Source organism: Companilactobacillus sp. HBUAS59699 (assembly GCF_036913575.1).
Classification (GTDB): Bacteria; Bacillota; Bacilli; order Lactobacillales; family Lactobacillaceae; genus Companilactobacillus.
Window position 1 is genome coordinate 313,111 of the sequence record NZ_JAYKTV010000001.1, and the last position, 15,582, is coordinate 328,692.

18 protein-coding genes are annotated in these 15,582 nt (G+C 36.5%); 12 read left to right on the forward strand and 6 right to left on the reverse strand.

Features of this window, described 5'->3' with window-relative positions; genetic code table 11:
* Positions 1-143 precede the first annotated feature (143 nt).
* The 8 genes from U8519_RS01645 (at position 144) to U8519_RS01680 (ending at position 7,900) form a co-directional block, all read left to right on the forward strand.
* The gene (locus U8519_RS01645; RefSeq protein ID WP_334328586.1) at positions 144-1,298 is read left to right on the forward strand and encodes an NAD(P)-dependent malic enzyme; all 1,155 of its coding nucleotides are present in this window, start codon (positions 144-146) and stop codon (positions 1,296-1,298) included.
* Between the two features lie 24 nt (positions 1,299-1,322).
* Positions 1,323-2,351 (forward strand): [citrate (pro-3S)-lyase] ligase, encoded by a 1,029-nt coding sequence (gene citC / locus U8519_RS01650; RefSeq protein ID WP_334328587.1) that lies wholly within the window; start codon positions 1,323-1,325, stop codon positions 2,349-2,351.
* Between the two features lies 1 nt (position 2,352).
* Positions 2,353-2,643, forward strand: coding sequence for a citrate lyase acyl carrier protein (citD, locus tag U8519_RS01655; RefSeq protein ID WP_334328588.1), 291 nt, complete (start codon positions 2,353-2,355; stop codon positions 2,641-2,643).
* A 2-nt stretch (positions 2,644-2,645) separates the two neighbouring features.
* Complete coding sequence (gene citE / locus U8519_RS01660; protein ID WP_334328589.1) at positions 2,646-3,551, forward strand: citrate (pro-3S)-lyase subunit beta; 906 nt, start codon at positions 2,646-2,648, stop codon at positions 3,549-3,551.
* Positions 3,541-5,079, forward strand: coding sequence for a citrate lyase subunit alpha (gene citF / locus U8519_RS01665; RefSeq protein WP_334328590.1), 1,539 nt, complete (start codon positions 3,541-3,543; stop codon positions 5,077-5,079). The genes citE and citF overlap by 11 nt, the downstream gene beginning before the upstream one ends.
* Positions 5,080-5,153: 74 nt before the next feature.
* Positions 5,154-6,596, forward strand: a complete 1,443-nt coding sequence (gene citG, locus U8519_RS01670; protein ID WP_334328591.1) for a triphosphoribosyl-dephospho-CoA synthase CitG — start codon at positions 5,154-5,156, stop codon at positions 6,594-6,596.
* The gene (locus U8519_RS01675; RefSeq protein WP_334328592.1) at positions 6,580-7,353 is read left to right on the forward strand and encodes an alpha/beta fold hydrolase; all 774 of its coding nucleotides are present in this window, start codon (positions 6,580-6,582) and stop codon (positions 7,351-7,353) included. The genes citG and U8519_RS01675 overlap by 17 nt, the downstream gene beginning before the upstream one ends.
* A gap of 373 nt (positions 7,354-7,726) precedes the next feature.
* Positions 7,727-7,900, forward strand: coding sequence for a hypothetical protein (locus U8519_RS01680; protein ID WP_334328593.1), 174 nt, complete (start codon positions 7,727-7,729; stop codon positions 7,898-7,900).
* Here the strand turns inward: U8519_RS01680 and U8519_RS01685 are convergent.
* On the reverse strand, positions 7,893-9,215 hold the full coding sequence (locus U8519_RS01685) for an MATE family efflux transporter (RefSeq protein ID WP_334328594.1): 1,323 nt from the start codon (positions 9,213-9,215) through the stop codon (positions 7,893-7,895). The genes U8519_RS01680 and U8519_RS01685 overlap by 8 nt on opposite strands.
* A gap of 391 nt (positions 9,216-9,606) precedes the next feature.
* On the opposite strand from U8519_RS01685, the gene U8519_RS01690 reads away from it, so the two are divergent.
* Positions 9,607-10,032, forward strand: coding sequence for a universal stress protein (locus U8519_RS01690; RefSeq protein WP_334328595.1), 426 nt, complete (start codon positions 9,607-9,609; stop codon positions 10,030-10,032).
* Between the two features lie 15 nt (positions 10,033-10,047).
* Here the strand turns inward: U8519_RS01690 and U8519_RS01695 are convergent, their stop codons facing one another.
* The 3 genes from U8519_RS01695 to U8519_RS01705 form a co-directional block, all read right to left on the reverse strand.
* A complete protein-coding gene (locus U8519_RS01695; RefSeq protein WP_334328596.1) occupies positions 10,048-10,356 on the reverse strand; it encodes a hypothetical protein in 309 nt (102 codons plus the stop codon).
* A gap of 395 nt (positions 10,357-10,751) precedes the next feature.
* Complete coding sequence (locus U8519_RS01700; RefSeq protein ID WP_334328597.1) at positions 10,752-11,276, reverse strand: phosphatidylglycerophosphatase A family protein; 525 nt, start codon at positions 11,274-11,276, stop codon at positions 10,752-10,754.
* A gap of 15 nt (positions 11,277-11,291) precedes the next feature.
* On the reverse strand, positions 11,292-11,951 hold the full coding sequence (locus tag U8519_RS01705) for an HD domain-containing protein (RefSeq protein ID WP_334328598.1): 660 nt from the start codon (positions 11,949-11,951) through the stop codon (positions 11,292-11,294).
* A gap of 117 nt (positions 11,952-12,068) precedes the next feature.
* On the opposite strand from U8519_RS01705, the gene U8519_RS01710 reads away from it, so the two are divergent.
* The 3 genes from U8519_RS01710 to U8519_RS01720 all read left to right on the forward strand — a co-directional run bounded on the left by U8519_RS01710 (position 12,069) and on the right by U8519_RS01720 (position 14,668).
* Positions 12,069-12,632: a peroxiredoxin gene (locus U8519_RS01710; RefSeq protein ID WP_334328599.1), complete on the forward strand. Its 564-nt coding sequence runs from the start codon at positions 12,069-12,071 to the stop codon at positions 12,630-12,632.
* A gap of 279 nt (positions 12,633-12,911) precedes the next feature.
* A complete protein-coding gene (gene pnuC / locus U8519_RS01715; protein ID WP_334328600.1) occupies positions 12,912-13,661 on the forward strand; it encodes a nicotinamide riboside transporter PnuC in 750 nt (249 codons plus the stop codon).
* Between the two features lie 86 nt (positions 13,662-13,747).
* Entirely contained in the window at positions 13,748-14,668 is a 921-nt protein-coding gene (locus U8519_RS01720; protein ID WP_334328601.1) for an alpha/beta hydrolase, read from the forward strand.
* Between the two features lie 15 nt (positions 14,669-14,683).
* On the opposite strand, the gene U8519_RS01725 is transcribed toward U8519_RS01720, so the two are convergent.
* Entirely contained in the window at positions 14,684-15,067 is a 384-nt protein-coding gene (locus U8519_RS01725; RefSeq protein ID WP_334328602.1) for a hypothetical protein, read from the reverse strand.
* Between the two features lie 14 nt (positions 15,068-15,081).
* Positions 15,082-15,477 (reverse strand): hypothetical protein, encoded by a 396-nt coding sequence (locus U8519_RS01730; protein WP_334328603.1) that lies wholly within the window; start codon positions 15,475-15,477, stop codon positions 15,082-15,084.
* Positions 15,478-15,582: the final 105 nt, after the last annotated feature.

Sequence of the window (15,582 nt, forward strand, 5' to 3'; positions counted from 1 at the left end):
TTTTAATTTAATTATATCATCATAGCAAACTTTTTCATATTTTAAAAATCCCTTTTAAAGTATTTAAAAAAATGATGGATATTTTACAAAATTTAAAATATGTGATATGTTTGTATGTGAAATAAAGAACAGGAGATGGTTGGATGGAAGACGATGATAAGATTTTATCTCTTCACGCCCAAAATCGTGGAGTACTAGGAATTTCACCTAGTCTTAACGTTAAAAATAAAAAAGAACTTGGTGAAGCATATACTCCAGGTGTTGCTGTAATTTCAAAGTTTATTGAAAGATATCCAGAAATGAAAGCTAAGTACACAATGAGTGGTAAGTTGGTCGCTTTGGTAACTGATGGATCAGCTGTTTTGGGACTAGGTAACATCGGTCCTGCTGGTGGATTACCAGTTGTTGAAGGTAAAGCCTTATTGTACAAGGATTTATCAGGTGTTGATGCTATTCCATTGACAGTTGATCAAGTACCAGTTGATGAATTCGTTGAAACACTTAAGAATATGTCGAAATCATTTGCTGGATTCCATTTGGAAGATATCGCGGCTCCTAAGTGTTTTGAGATTGAAGAGAAGCTTGCTAAAGCTGTTGATATTCCGGTTTACCATGATGATCAAGAAGGTACAGCAGTTGTTGTATTAGCTGGCTTGATCAATGCAGCTAAGGTTACTGGCAAGAAGTTAGAAGACATGAAGGTTCTACTAAATGGTGTCGGTGCTTCTGGTGTAGCCACAGCTAGATTATTATTAGCTGCCGGAATTAAGAATCTTACTTTGGTCGATATTCATGGTCCTGTATCCAAGGATGACCTTACTTATAATAAGTATCAACGTGAAGTAGCTGCTGCAAGTTCTGACCAAACTAAGTATCAATCATTAGATGACGCAGTTGTTGGTAAGGATGTATTCATTGGTTTATCTGATGCCAATGTATTGAGTAAGGAACAAGTTAAGACTATGGCAGATGATCCAATCATCTTCGGTCTAGCAAATCCTAAACCTGAGATTGATCCTGCAGATGCTAAAGAAGCTGGAGCTTCAGTTATTGCAACTGGTTCAAGTCAATATCCTAACCAGGTCAACAATATCTTAGTATTCCCAGGATTGTATAAAGGTATCTTATCTTCAGGCTTGAAGAAAGTTACTTTGGGATTGGAACAAGCAATTGCACAAGGTTTGGCTGACCTAGTAAGTAAGCCTAGTGCTGAGAAGATCGTCCCTGGTGTATTTGATAACGGTGTTGTTGAAACAGTTTCGTTAGCAGTTATTAAATACGCTGAAGAGAATAAGTAATCAATAGTAATCGGAAGTGTTCAAATGGAAGTTCGTGAGATCAACATTGCCATTCCACGTTATCGTCGTAAATGGCAATCATTCATGGAAATAAACGGTATCACCGAATTCAGTCCCAATGAAGTTAATTCCATCGAAAAGACTTTTCTTTGGGAAGAGGACGGGGATCGTGCTGCAACTGGATCAATAGCAGGGAATGTCATTAAATACGTTGCTGTCTGTTCAAAGTACAAAGAGGGCGGTGCACTATTTAATAAGGTAGTTAGTTATCTACTACAACAAGCTGCACAAATGGGACGATTCCATTTATTTGTTTTTACCAAGCCAAAATATGTTCAGAGTTTTGAATATGTAGGTTTCAAAAAACTGGCGGTGAGTGATACAGGAGCAATTCTTGAAACAGGTGTGCCTGGTGTTACTGAGTATATTGATAAGCTTCCACATTTCGAAGGTAAAATTGGTTCGATCGTAATGAATGCCAATCCGTTCACATTGGGACACAGAAGATTAGTTGAGGTTGCTAGTTCGAAGAATGATCACGTGTATGTGTTTGTTGTTAAGAATGATGTGTCATTGTTTACATATTCGGAACGAATCGAATTAGTCAAGCAAGGTGTTCAAGATCTAAGCAATGTAACAGTTGTATCAGGTAATGATTACATCATCAGCCCTGCAACTTTTCCAGCTTACTTCTTGAAGTCAGACCAAGAGATCGGTACATATCAAGCTAGACTAGATGCAATTTTATTCAAGAATCAAATTGCTAAACCTCTGGGGATCGCGACACGTTATCTGGGCAAAGAACCATATTCCAAGACAACTGATAGTTACAATCACGAACTTCTAGATATTCTACCTCCAGAAGTGAATGTTGAAATAATTGATCGTAAGACGGCAGACGACAAAATCATCTCCGCAACAAAAGTTCGTCAAGCTATCTTAGATGATGATCAAGAATTGCTACATGAATTCCTGCCAGAAACGACAATGGAATTCGTTAAAGATAATTATCCAAATTTAAAAGAAAGACTGATAGAGAAAGGAAGTAAGTAAAATGGGAATTAAGGAAACAGCACTTGCTGGTACTTTGGAATCATCAGATATTCAAATTACTTTGAGTGAGGGAAGCGGAATTGATATTGATTTGGATTCTTCAGTTGAAGCATTATATGGAGATCAAATCAAAAAGGTTATCACAGACACACTAGGTAAATACGGAATCACAGACGCAAAGGTTAAAGCAGTTGATAAGGGTGCTTTGGATTGTGTAGTTAAAGCTCGTACTATGGCAGTCGCACAACGTGCCTTAGGTACAACTGACGAACCAAACTGGGAGGTACTCTAATCATGGAAGAACGTTTACGCCGTACAATGATGTTTGTTCCTGGTAATAACTCAGGAATGGTCAAAGATGCAGGTATTTATGGAGCAGATTCAATCATGTTTGATCTTGAAGATTCTGTTTCAATGGATCAAAAAGATGCCGCAAGAATTTTAGTTTATGAAGCACTACAAACACAAGATTATGGAAATGCTGAATTAGTCGTTCGTGTTAACGGAATCGACACACCTTACTTCAGAAGCGATGTTTTTGCAATGGTCAAGGCAGGTATCGAAGTTATTCGTTTGCCTAAAGTTGAATCAGCACAAATGATGAAGGACCTTGTTTCAACAATTGAAGAAGCTGAAAAGAAGTTCGGTATCAAAGTTGGTACAACACACGTTATGGCCGCTATTGAAAGCTCACGTGGTGTACTTAAGGCACTTGAAATTGCTGAAAGTACAGACAGAATGATCGGTTTGGCTCTATCAGCCGAAGATTATACAACTGATATGAAGACACACCGTTATCCAGATGGAGCAGAATTGGAATTTGCTCGTAACATGATTCTTCATGCTGCACGTGCTGCTGGTATTGCTGCATTTGATACTGTCTTCACAAACATGAATGATGTTGAAGGATTCGAACGTGAGACTAAACATATCCATCAACTAGGATTCGATGGTAAGTCACTAGTTAACCCTCGTCAAATCGATTGGGTAAACAAAGTCTTCGAACCAACTAAGAAAGAAATTGAAAATGCTTTGGATGTTGAAGCAGCTATTGAAGAAGCTAAGGCTAAGGGTTCAGGTGTTATCTCAATGAACGGACAAATGGTCGATCGTCCAGTTGTCTTGAGAGCACAACGTGTAATTCGTTTAGCTAAAGCATCACATTTGATTAATGAGGAGGGTGAATACATTGAAGAATAATGTCGGACGCGAAATACCAGATGAGATTTTAAACGAAAAGGGATACAAGACTTTTAAGTCTACTGATATTGGTAACCCTGAGATTCAACGTGTAGCTCCAAAGATTCACGTATCTACAGGTGATAACAAAGTCGTTGATTCAATTGAAGATGTAGTAAAGAATACAGTTAAAGATGGTATGACAATTTCATTCCACCATCATTTCCGTGAAGGTGACTTTGTATTTAACAAGGTTATGGATATCATTATCAATGCTGGTATCAAGGATTTGACACTTGCTCCTTCATCATTGACAAATGTTATGAATGACAAGGTTGTCGAAGCAATCAAAGCTGGAACAATTACTAATATTACTAGTTCAGGTATGCGTGGTAGCTTGGGCGAAGCTGTTTCTCATGGTTTAATGAAGAACCCAGTAATCTTCCGCTCACATGGTAACAGAGCTAGATCAATCGAAGATGGAGAAATCAAGATCGACGTTGCCTTCCTTGGTGTACCAAATGCTGACCGTCTAGGTAATGCTAATGGTATGAATGGAGACGCAGCCTTTGGTTCATTAGGTTATGCCTTGATGGATGCCAACTACGCCGACAAAGTTGTCCTATTAACAGATAACTTGGTTGATTACCCTAATACACCAGCTTCAATCAAACAAACACAAGTTGACTATGTTGTTAAGGTTGATAAAGTCGGTGATCCTGACCGTATCGGTACTGGTGCTACTAGATTCACAAAGAACCCTAAGGATCTACAAATTGCTAAGATGGTAAACGATGTAATTATCCATTCACCATACTTCAAGCAAGGCTTCTCATTCCAAACAGGTTCTGGTGGTGCTGCACTTGCTGTTGCTAGATTCCTACGTCAATCAATGATCGACAATGATATCAAAGCATCATTCGCATTAGGTGGTATTACAAAGCCTATCGTTGACCTACTAGAAGAAGGACTCGTTGACAAAGTTATGGATGTTCAAGACTTTGACAAGGGTGCTGCTAGTTCAATGAAGAACAATAAGAATCAACAAGAAATCGATGCTTCATGGTACGCTGATCCTGATAACAAGGGTGCTATGGTCGATCAATTGGATGTTGCTATTCTTTCAGCACTTGAAATCGATACAGACTTCAATGTTAATGTTATGACTGGTTCAAACGGTGTTATCCGTGGTGCCGTCGGTGGACACCAAGATGCCGCTACATCTAAGATGACGATCATTTCAGCTCCATTAACACGTGGACGTATTGCTACGGTTGTTCCTAAGGTAAGTACAGTCGTAACACCTGGTGACTCAGTTGATGTTTTGGTTACTGAAGTTGGTATCGCAGTTAACCCTAAGCGCAAAGACTTAGTTGAAGCATTCAAGAAAGTTCCTGGATTACCACTTGTTTCAATTGATGAACTTCAAAAACGTGCCGAAAAGATCGTCGGTAAACCTGAAGAAATTCAATATACTGATAGAACAGTCGCATTAGTTGAGTACCGTGATGGTACAATAGTTGATGCTATTAAAGAAATTAAAGATTAATATTAAAGGAGTAAAAACTAATTATGAATGGTTTTTGCTCCTTTTTAATTAATAAAGAATTTGGATGTGAAGTAATGCATAATTTATTCGACAGTGGTGTGACACAAGATATCCCAGCCGTATTAGCTAATCGTGATAAGCGAGTATTCGTACAAAATAAACTGTTAAGCCAGTATCCTTCAGAAGTTGTTATTGGTGCGAAGTTGAATACTCCGGGACCAATCAAGAATAACGATATAATAGAGGATTTTTTTGTTAAACAATTAGACAGTTTTGAAGATTATTTGTTAGAGAGTGGAATCGTCTTCTTCAAGAATACCGAGTGGTTAGATGCCGCCACAGGTCCAGAAAGATTTTATGTGCTTGAGGATTCAGCACTTAACATTAAGAAGATCACAACGGAATTTGAAGAATCAAAACCTTATCGAAGATTATTTGATTTGGACGTATTATTTTTGGATGAAGAGAATGACGATGTAACCAAATCTATTTCGAGAACTGAGATAGGTTATCAGCAACGTAAGTGCCTGATTTGCGGTAGACCAGCTAAAGACTGCGGTCGTTCACGTCGCCATTCTGTTGAAGAACTCCAAGCCAAAGTGAGTGAATTAGTTGGACAAGCTATGAAACTGACTAGTAAAAAAGAAAAAGCCAAATTGTTAGTTACCAATGCTTTACGGGCTTTAACATACGAGGTTACGGCATGGCCTAAACCTGGTTTGGTCGATCCTGTAGAGTGGGGAGCGCATCCTGATATGGACGTATTCATGTTCTTAGATAGCAGTATTAGTATGCAAAACTACCTGAGAAAGTGTGCTTGGGCAGGATTGAATTGCCAGACTGATACTGATTATCGTGATATCTTTAGAGAAATCAGAGAATTCGGAAAAATTGCTGAGAAGGATATGTTCAATGCTACTAATGGCGTCAATACACATAAAGGTGCGGTCTTTTCCTTAGGGGTATTAGTCGCTGCAGTCGGAATCAATATTGGCAAGGATAGTTCATTTGATGAAGATAATATAAGAGATAACGTTGTAAAAATGTTGAGAGAGTTAGTAAAAAAAGACTATGGCAAATTAAAATCAGATGGTAGTAGTGATTTGACAGCTGGTGAGCGTCAATATTTGCAATATGGAACTAAAGGTATTCGTGGCGAGGCAGCAGCTGGCTACCCAGTTGTTTTTGATCATGGATTACCAGTATTTTTGAGTACGAGTGGCAGTATGAACCAACGAGCAATCACTACTTTGATGAGATTGGCATTATATACTGAGGATTCGACATTGATCAAGCGAGCTGGATCAATGGATGTGATTGAATGGAAGAATAAGCGTATTAATGAGTTTTTTGATCGTGGTGGACTAACTACCGACGAAGGTAGGGAAGTGCTTAATAACATTCAAACAGAGTTTTCTGACAGACATTTAAGCCTGGGGGGAACGGCAGATTTATTAATAGTCACAATCTTCTTGGGATTGACAAAAGAGGCATTAGTTAATGGAAATAATCACTAGAGATAATAAGAGAATCAATTACGACATTAAAGGAACTGGTCAACCGCTTGTTTTTATTCACGGCTTTGGTGGGTATCAACAAATTTGGACTGATCAGGTAGACTTTTTTGTTGGTCAAGGATATCAGGTTATCACTTATGATCAAAGAAATCATGGCGCATCAGTCCGTGATCAACGGTTAGATGCAATCAGTGTTTTGATCGATGATCTAAAAGATTTATTGGATGGTTTAAAGTTAGATGATCCTATTTTAGTCGGTCACTCAATGGGTGCCAGTGTGATTTATGGATTTATATCCAAATATCCAGATTATCCATTGTCAAAGATCGTAGCCGTTGATCAATCGCCTAAGATGCTGAACACTCCTGCTTGGAAGTATGGATATATGGAAATAACTCGGGCTAATTACAAATTACGTTTAAAAATGCATAATAAAGAAACACTTAACGGAATTGACGACAATGTATTTTGGAAACTAAGTGTAGTTAAGAAGCAATTTCCGTTCATTAAAGATGATAATTTAGAATTATTATATGATCATGCTCGTAAGGATTGGCGACAATCTTTATTGGATTGCAAAGTACCGATGTTATTAGTTACGGCTAATCAAAGTCCTTATTTTGATGGAGAATTCGCTGAAGAATTTGTGGCTGAGAATTCTAATTTAATTCATGTCAGTATAGATCAGTCGGGGCATGTTATTATGGCGGAACAGCCTGATGAGTTTAATCAGGTTTTGTTGGATTTTGTTAAGTAGAGTTTTTTTGGAGAGTTTTGGGATGCCGCTTCCGGTCAGCAGTAATTCCATCAGTGGCGGGACCGATTGGAGCCATAAAGCGGTCTCCAATCTCGCTTGTCTGCTTTGCACAAATCGCAAATCAGTCAAGACGTCCGTGCTGTAAATGTGGGGAAACCGCCCGCATTAACACCACTGTCGCTACTGATTCCATTACTGCTGACCTCCAGCTCAATATATTTGTATGTAAAAATGCGTACCACGATTAATTTTCGTGATACGCATTTTTTGTCTAATCAGGCAAAATATAGGAGTTACTTATTAGTGTACTAACTATTAGTTAAATACGATATCGATTTTAAAATAACACAAAATTAGCTGAGGATGGTCAACAATGGAATCCGCCGTAATAGTGTACTTAGCGATTTATCGCTTAGTACACTGGACGACTTTGAAGACTACAGGCTTCAAAGCGAGGCCGAAGACGAAGACTGAGGCCGGTCCGACGGCAGATGGAATTGTTGACCATCCTCAGCGGCAATACAAACAACAACAAACAACTATTTAGTCAATTTAAAAGTTTCTCTGTATAAAAATAGTCCAATTAAAAAGGTAATTAAATCGGCTGCTGGTTGTGACCAAACAACTCCGTAATAGCCGAACATGTGAGATGCGATGATAATTACAAGATAGAAGATAACCCCTTGACGTGCAATTGACATGATGAACGCATCTAAGGCTTTTCCAGTGGATTGGAAGACGGTAGTGAAGACTAGAATGGCACCAACAAATGGTGTTGTACAAAGGAATGCACGTAAGATATGAGTACCAGCTGAAATTACGGCAGTATCCTTTAAGAACAAGCCGACGATTTGCGGAGCAAATATCATCAAGATAATTGCCAAAACTAGTGCATAGACCATCTCGACCATTAAATCAAAACGAATGATTTTTTTAAATCGATCGAAATTTCTGGCTCCGAAGTTATAACCAATCAGTGGTTGAGCCCCAAAGGCAAAACCAACCATTATCAGCATGATTATCATGTAAACTTTTAATACAATTCCCATCGCTGCAATTTGAACTGCACCGTAGTTTTCTAAGTATCGATTGATAATGGCAGTTCCAAAGGCTTGCATTAGATTAGTTATAGAAGCAGGAATACCGATCAAAATAACCTGCATGATAAGTTTTTTATTGATAGAAATTTTATGAATATCGACACTGATAACATTGCAGTATTTCAGTGTTGCCCAGATTAGAATGATATCAGTTATGCTGTATCCAATAACTGTTGCTAGGGCAGCTCCGGCGGCTCCCATATTCATTGGAAAGATCAAAATTGGGTCAAGAATAATTGTGACAATAGTACCGATTATCGTTCCAATCATTGATTGTTTGGCAAATCCTTCAGTTCTAATTAGGTTACTTGGTACTAGCGAAATAATAATAATTGGCGCACCAATTGCCATGATATGGTAGAAACTAGCAGCGTATTTGTAGGTTGCGGTATTTGCACCAAGCAAGTGCAGTATGGGATTTTCAAATAATATTAATAATATTGCTGTAATAATTCCTAAGATAATCCCCCAATAGAAACAAAAGCTGCTGACACGTTTTCCTGATTCATTATCAGTTTGACCCAGTAAACGTGATATTAGTGAGCTGCCACCGAGTCCAAAGATATCTCCCAATGCTAACAAAAATGAAAACAATGGAGTACAAATAGCGACTCCAGCTACTAAATTTGTATTTTGTGTCTGTGCTATAAAGAAAGTATCTGCTAAGTTGTAGATCATACTTGCTACCATGCCTAAGACTACGGGCAGGGCGAGTGTGAAATATGCTTTAGGAATAGATTCTTTTTCAAAAAGTTCGTTCAAAATAATTCCTCCAAAAATAGACCAATGTTTCCATTATATAGGAAGTAATAAAAAAAACACCAGTAGCATTTTGAAAATAAATTAGAAAATGAAAATTTTTATGGAGTTTTCATTTAATTTTGGAATAAATTGTATTTAATATTACAATAACGTGACAGGTTGGTTAAGTTAAGGCTTATAAAATGAAATGTAGATATTAAAGTGTTATGATGTTTTTGCGGTACAGAAATGTACTGTATATTATTTTCTGTTTTCACGATAACTAATATGGAGATGAGGTCAAACCGCCTCGTCTCTTTTTTTGTATCTTGATAGCTGATTTATTGTAGAAAATTTCCCAATCCCATAAACTTAAATAAGAGAACTCAACTAATCAAAAGGGAGAGCAATCATGTTTAAGAAAATTATTATTGCCGTAGATGGAAGTCCAGTTTCATTCAGAGCGTTAAATCAAGGTATTGAAATAGCTCAAAAATTTGGTTCATTCATTGAACTAGTTGCTATTGTTAATACTAATAACATTCCTGTTAGTGTTGGTGTATCTTATATGCCATTGATCAATGATTTGGAAGCTCAAGTAAAAAAATACGTTAAAGTGGCCGAGCAGCAATTGAAGAATGCTGGGATAAAATACAATGTGATTTTGGAAAAAGGTGATCCACGTGGATTGATTGCGACTGAGGTTCCCAAACATACCGGTGCGGATTTGATCGTTATTGGCAAAACAGGGAAGCATGCGATCCATAACTTGTTGATTGGATCAATTACTCATCATGTTATTGAAAAAGCTAAGATAGCCGTATTATTGGTAGACTAAAAAGGACCTGTCATTTCAGATGACAAGTCCTTTTTGCATATGTAATTGATAATATTCAGATCCAGCATCACTCAACATTTGATCCCAGTTTTCAAAAACAGTCGTTTGATTAACCACAGAGTTCCAAGATTCTTTGTCAACCTGATTTAAGGTTTCAAGATTGACAACGCCGATGGCTTTCATAAAATCCTCAATACAGAAGTACTGTGTGTTACGTTCCATAAAATCATTCGAAAAATAGTGAATAAAGGGAATATCTTTGAGATTTTTACGAATAAGACATTCTCTTGAAATTTTGTCTAAAATAGTTTCCCTAGCATGCACGAAGATTCCCCCTATGAATCATTTTTTGAATTCTCATGTAATTGTTCTTTTAGATTATTAATTTCTTTGTGTAAGTCTTTATTTTCGACATCTAAATCGTTTAGCTTGTTTATGATTTGATCTAGTTTATTATCTTCTTGAGTTTTTGAGTTCTGTGAGAAGTAATCAACTGTGAATATTAATAATACTGATCAAATATCCCTATATATAACATCATATCCTATTTAATGATTAGATTAAATTCAAATTCTGTATAAAATTTATAAATTTTAATATAAAAATACGCATCACGACAAAATTTCGTGACGCGTATTTTTTATCTAAGAAAGTATAGTAATTACTAAATATTATGCAAATTTGCTAGCACCAATAGGTAAGACGAGGTTAGCGAACACTCATTTACCCTCATGAATCATCTTACTTACTTCATTTTCATTGTGAGCCAACCAACCACAAGCAGCGGCAGCAATAGCTCCAACCAGATCATCAAGAAAAACATTGATTTTTCCAGTCGACTTATCATTCAGTTTAGCCAGAATACCGTGCTTAAGTTTATCGACATAACCATAGTTAGTTACTGAAACAGAACCGTACAAACTAGCCAATGTGATAGCCATATTTTCATCGATACCGTAGGTAGACTCATCAGTTTTCATAATTCTTTGCATTGGAGCCGACAACAAACCTTCTTCAGCAAGCACATCGAGTTCAATACCAGTCATAATAGCGTTTTGTGCTTCGCGTTTATGGAGAACTTTGTTGATAGCATAGATAGAGATTTCTTCATCTAATCCATCAACATAATCCTTTTCCAAAAAAATAACGATTTCGGCAATATCTGGTAACGTAACGCCGCGTTCATTTAGATTTCTCAAAATATGTTCATAATATTCTTTATCCTGTTCAGCAAATGATGTCATAGGAACCCTCCAAAATTATATTTCTGATAACCATTCTGATTTGAATTCGTTCAAAAATTCATACATAAATTGTTGACGATGTAAGGCAATTTTTTTAGCAGTTGTCGTATTCATCATACTAGTTAACTTTAACAGTTTTTCATAGAAATGATTAATAATTGTTTCATTGTCCAAATTACGATATTCAGCTTTGTTCATCTTTTCGCGTGGTTTGATAGTTGGATCATATATCGTCTCAGCGTTGGCACCGCCGTAGTAGATTGCACGTGTGATGCCGATAGCACCAATTGCATCTAATCTATCGGCGTCTTGAACTACTTGACCAGCCAAGGATAGTTTAGGAGGATTCTTGCTAAGAGATTTACTGAAAGATAGATTGTGAGTGATATACATTATTTCATCGATTTGGTCATTATCCAATTGAATACTCTTCAAAAAATCTCTAATTTCAGATTCCAATTTAGCAGGATCATCGACTAGTTTATCATCAGCAACATCGTGCAAGTATGCCGCTCCCAGAGTAATTAATTTATCAGTTTTTTCCTGTTGGGAAATTCGATTTGCCATTTTGACAACTCGCTCGATATGGTCGAAATTATGTCCTGTATGATCAGCGGACATTTTTTGATATGAAAAATCATGGATCAATTTAATTTGTTGCTCAGTATTATTCATTAATAAACATTCCCTTTGAAATTGATACTATACATTTTAGCAGAGAATTAAGTTGAGACTATGTTTAATAAAAGATTTGTATTAAAATATAAGCATAACTTAGGAGGTATTTTGTTTATGAATTATATTAATAAAGAAATTCCTGACTTTGATGTCAAGGCTTATCATAATGGCGAGTTGAAGAGCTACAATAAACAAAATTTGCTTGGAAAATGGTCGATTTTATTCTTCTACCCAGCTGACTTTTCATTCGTTTGTCCTACAGAACTTCAAGATCTAGAAAAACATTATGCTGATTTTAAAGCAAATAATGCTGAGATTTATTCAGTATCTGTTGATAGTGAATTCTCACATATGGCTTGGGCTGAAAATACTGATAGTATTGGTAAAATCGAATATCCAATGTTAGCCGACCAAAAGCATCAATTGGCAGACTTCTTTGATTTGATTGATTCAGAGAGCGGTCAAGCATACCGTGGTGTATACATCATCAATCCTGAAGGTGTGATCAAGTCATACACAGTAAATGCAATGGGCATTGGCCGTAATGCACAAGAAATCCTAAGAACACTAGAAGCAGCACAATTCGTTGCTGAAAATGGTGATAACGTTTGTCCTGCTAACTGGCATCCAGGTGAAAAGACTATTGTTCCTGGTGCTGACTTAGTTGGTAAAATCTAATTATTACAAAAATAATTCCGTTAAGGGATTATTTTTTTACCATAAATCTATATTTTGTGTTTATCGGCTGATTAGCTACCATATGTTGTATCGCTTTCAATCAGATATTAAAAATTTAATATTTTCTCCCAATCCTTGTCATATCGCTGTGGAACACTTCTGTTAATAATTTCACTAAAAATAAAACATGGAAATTCATAATCAGAGTGGTAATATTTTATTTGTTGTTCGTTTAAAGGGGAACAAATATAGCTTCAAAAAAGTGAGGAGAAGGATTAAATGACAAGTATTTTTAGCCCAAAGTGGTATGTCGAACAAATGAGAGGTTGGAGTTTCAAGAGTTACATGCTTTTGATGTTTGGTTTAGGTGCCATCACAGCTTCAACGCTTTCACATAGTATTACTGGTATTGCCATCGCAACATGGTTCGCTGGTGTTTTAGGATTTACATGTACAGTTGCAATTACTAATGCAAAGCCTTTAAACGGTGTATTAGGTTTGGTTTCAGCACTTATTTATATTTTCGTAGCTATTAACGCTAAGAACTTCGCTGATGTTATTTTACAAACAAGTTATATTATCCTTTTGGATATTCCTGTTTTGATCAGTCCACAATGGGCAAAGGATGCTGAAAAGCATATTCATGGTCTAACAGCTCCAAAGTGGCTATTAACAGCCTTATTCTTCTTTGCATCATGGGGACTTCTTTATTTAATGGATACTCATCTATTTATTAGTCCTAGACCAGTTATCGATTCAGTAGCTAGTGCTATTGGTTTCACAGGTGCATTGTTATGTACATTACGTTTCCGTGAACAATATTACTTCTGGACAGTCCAAGGTGTTATGTCAATCGTTTTATGGGGTGTTACAGCAGCTCAAGGCGATGCCAGCCCAGTATTGTTCTTAACATACATTATGTACTTCATGAATGATATGATTGCATTCTTCGATTCACACATCCACTGGTTCCACAAAGTTGAATCATCAACAAACGTCGCTGATGATCCTAGCCAACAATTAAATTAATTAGTTGTAAGTTGAGTAGAAAACTCAACTTTTTTTTTGTTAAAATGATATAGTGCAAATATTTCGACAAAAAGTGGGTTAGATTTATGAATGGGAAAAAAATAATAAAGATAGTATTGATTTCGCTACTGGGAATCTTTATTGTTGCAGACTTAGCCGGAGGCTCTTACTTATTTAACTATGCCTTCAAAAAGGGTGGCTATGGCAGTACGACGGTCAGTAACAAACCTTTGACTGGCAATAATAAATGGTTCAGCGAACAGGATCAACAAATTTGGACGGAAAAGTCAAAAGACGGTTTAACGTTGAAAGCTAGGTATCTGCCAGCAACTAAGAAAACCGCAAAAACAGTTGTGGTGATTCACGGTTACGGAAGTGCCAGCAAGCATATGGGTTCGTTCGTCAAGATCTTTCATGATGCGGGTTATAATGTCTTAGCACCTGATAATCGTTCTTTCGGAATGAGTGGCGGAGAATACGCTGGTTATGGATGGAAAGATCGTAGTGACATTATGGAATGGATAAGTAGAGTAAATAAACTTAATGGGAAGAAGTCTCAAATAGGATTGTACGGTATCAGTATGGGTGCTGCGACGGTAATGTATACTCTAGGCAAACAACCTAAGAATGTGAAATGGGCAATTGAGGACTGCGGTTACTCAACTATTTCTGGTGAACTGAATTATCAATTAAAGGAAATGTTTAATTTGCCAAGTTTTCCATTAGTTCAGACAGCAGCAATTTATTCGAAGATATTTGCGGGCTACAATTTTTATGAAGCAAATACTAAGAATACTTTGAAAAAGAGCCATGTACCATTGTTCTTGATCCATGGCTCTAAAGATACGTTTGTGCCGACAAGCAATATTTATACTAACTATAAAAATGCTAACGATCCTAAGGAGATGTGGATCGTAAAGGGTGCCGAACATGGTAAGTCTTACAATAAAGAGACACGTAATTATATTAATAAGACAACAGAATTCGCAGCTAAATATTTCAATTAAAAAACTGGAAAGCAATTAATTTTGCTTTCCAGTTTTTAGATCAGTTATCTTTTTTTGTATCTCTTTGATTTGCAGATCGGACAGTTTACTTGAGTCACCAATGATATCGAGAATTTCATCACCGTAGGTAATTATATTGATGGTTGAGGCAGAAGTAGCGATGATCGAGTAGACTTCAACGAAAAGACTAAGATTTTCAAAGTCTTCATTGGTTTGAATATCATCTGTACCATTGACCTTAATTATTTTTTTGACAGATCTCAGGATCATCTTTTTTGCACGAGTGTTCCAAGTGATGATGGTTTTACGTCGATTAAAATACGGTAGGAACAATGCTACAGAAACGGCCAGTAATTCTCCAATACCAGTTACCCAATCTGCTAATGAACCACTTTGCATAGTGAACCTCCAATTTATCTAAGAAGGAAGGACTCCTTGTAGATTTTATTTTCACTATGATAGTTTATTTCAATTGATATTTTTTCTTGATTTTTATAAATATTTTTTATCAAAAATGACTGTTCAGGATTGATAGATTTATTGTCTAGTTCATTTAATTTTTTACTATTGTTGATCATTACAGAATCAATGATAGCCTGGGTTTTGCCAGTGTTTTTGATAGTTAAATTATTTTTACTCATCTCCATGATCAGAAATGGACGTTGGTACTTTTCGATTACATCAACTGTTTTTTTCAAAGAAGAATTGATCTTAAAAACAGAAGTAGATAACAGGACAACACCAACTATACTGGTGATAACCATAATAATAGCAGCTATTGAAAGTGTGAAAGCATTGAATGATGTCATTTTGATCTCCTTACGACTTTGTCACTTGTCCTAACACTTGTGCAAGGTCTATTTACTTGTATTTATATCTCCGGAATAATGATTAAAGGAAATTATAGAGGAGAA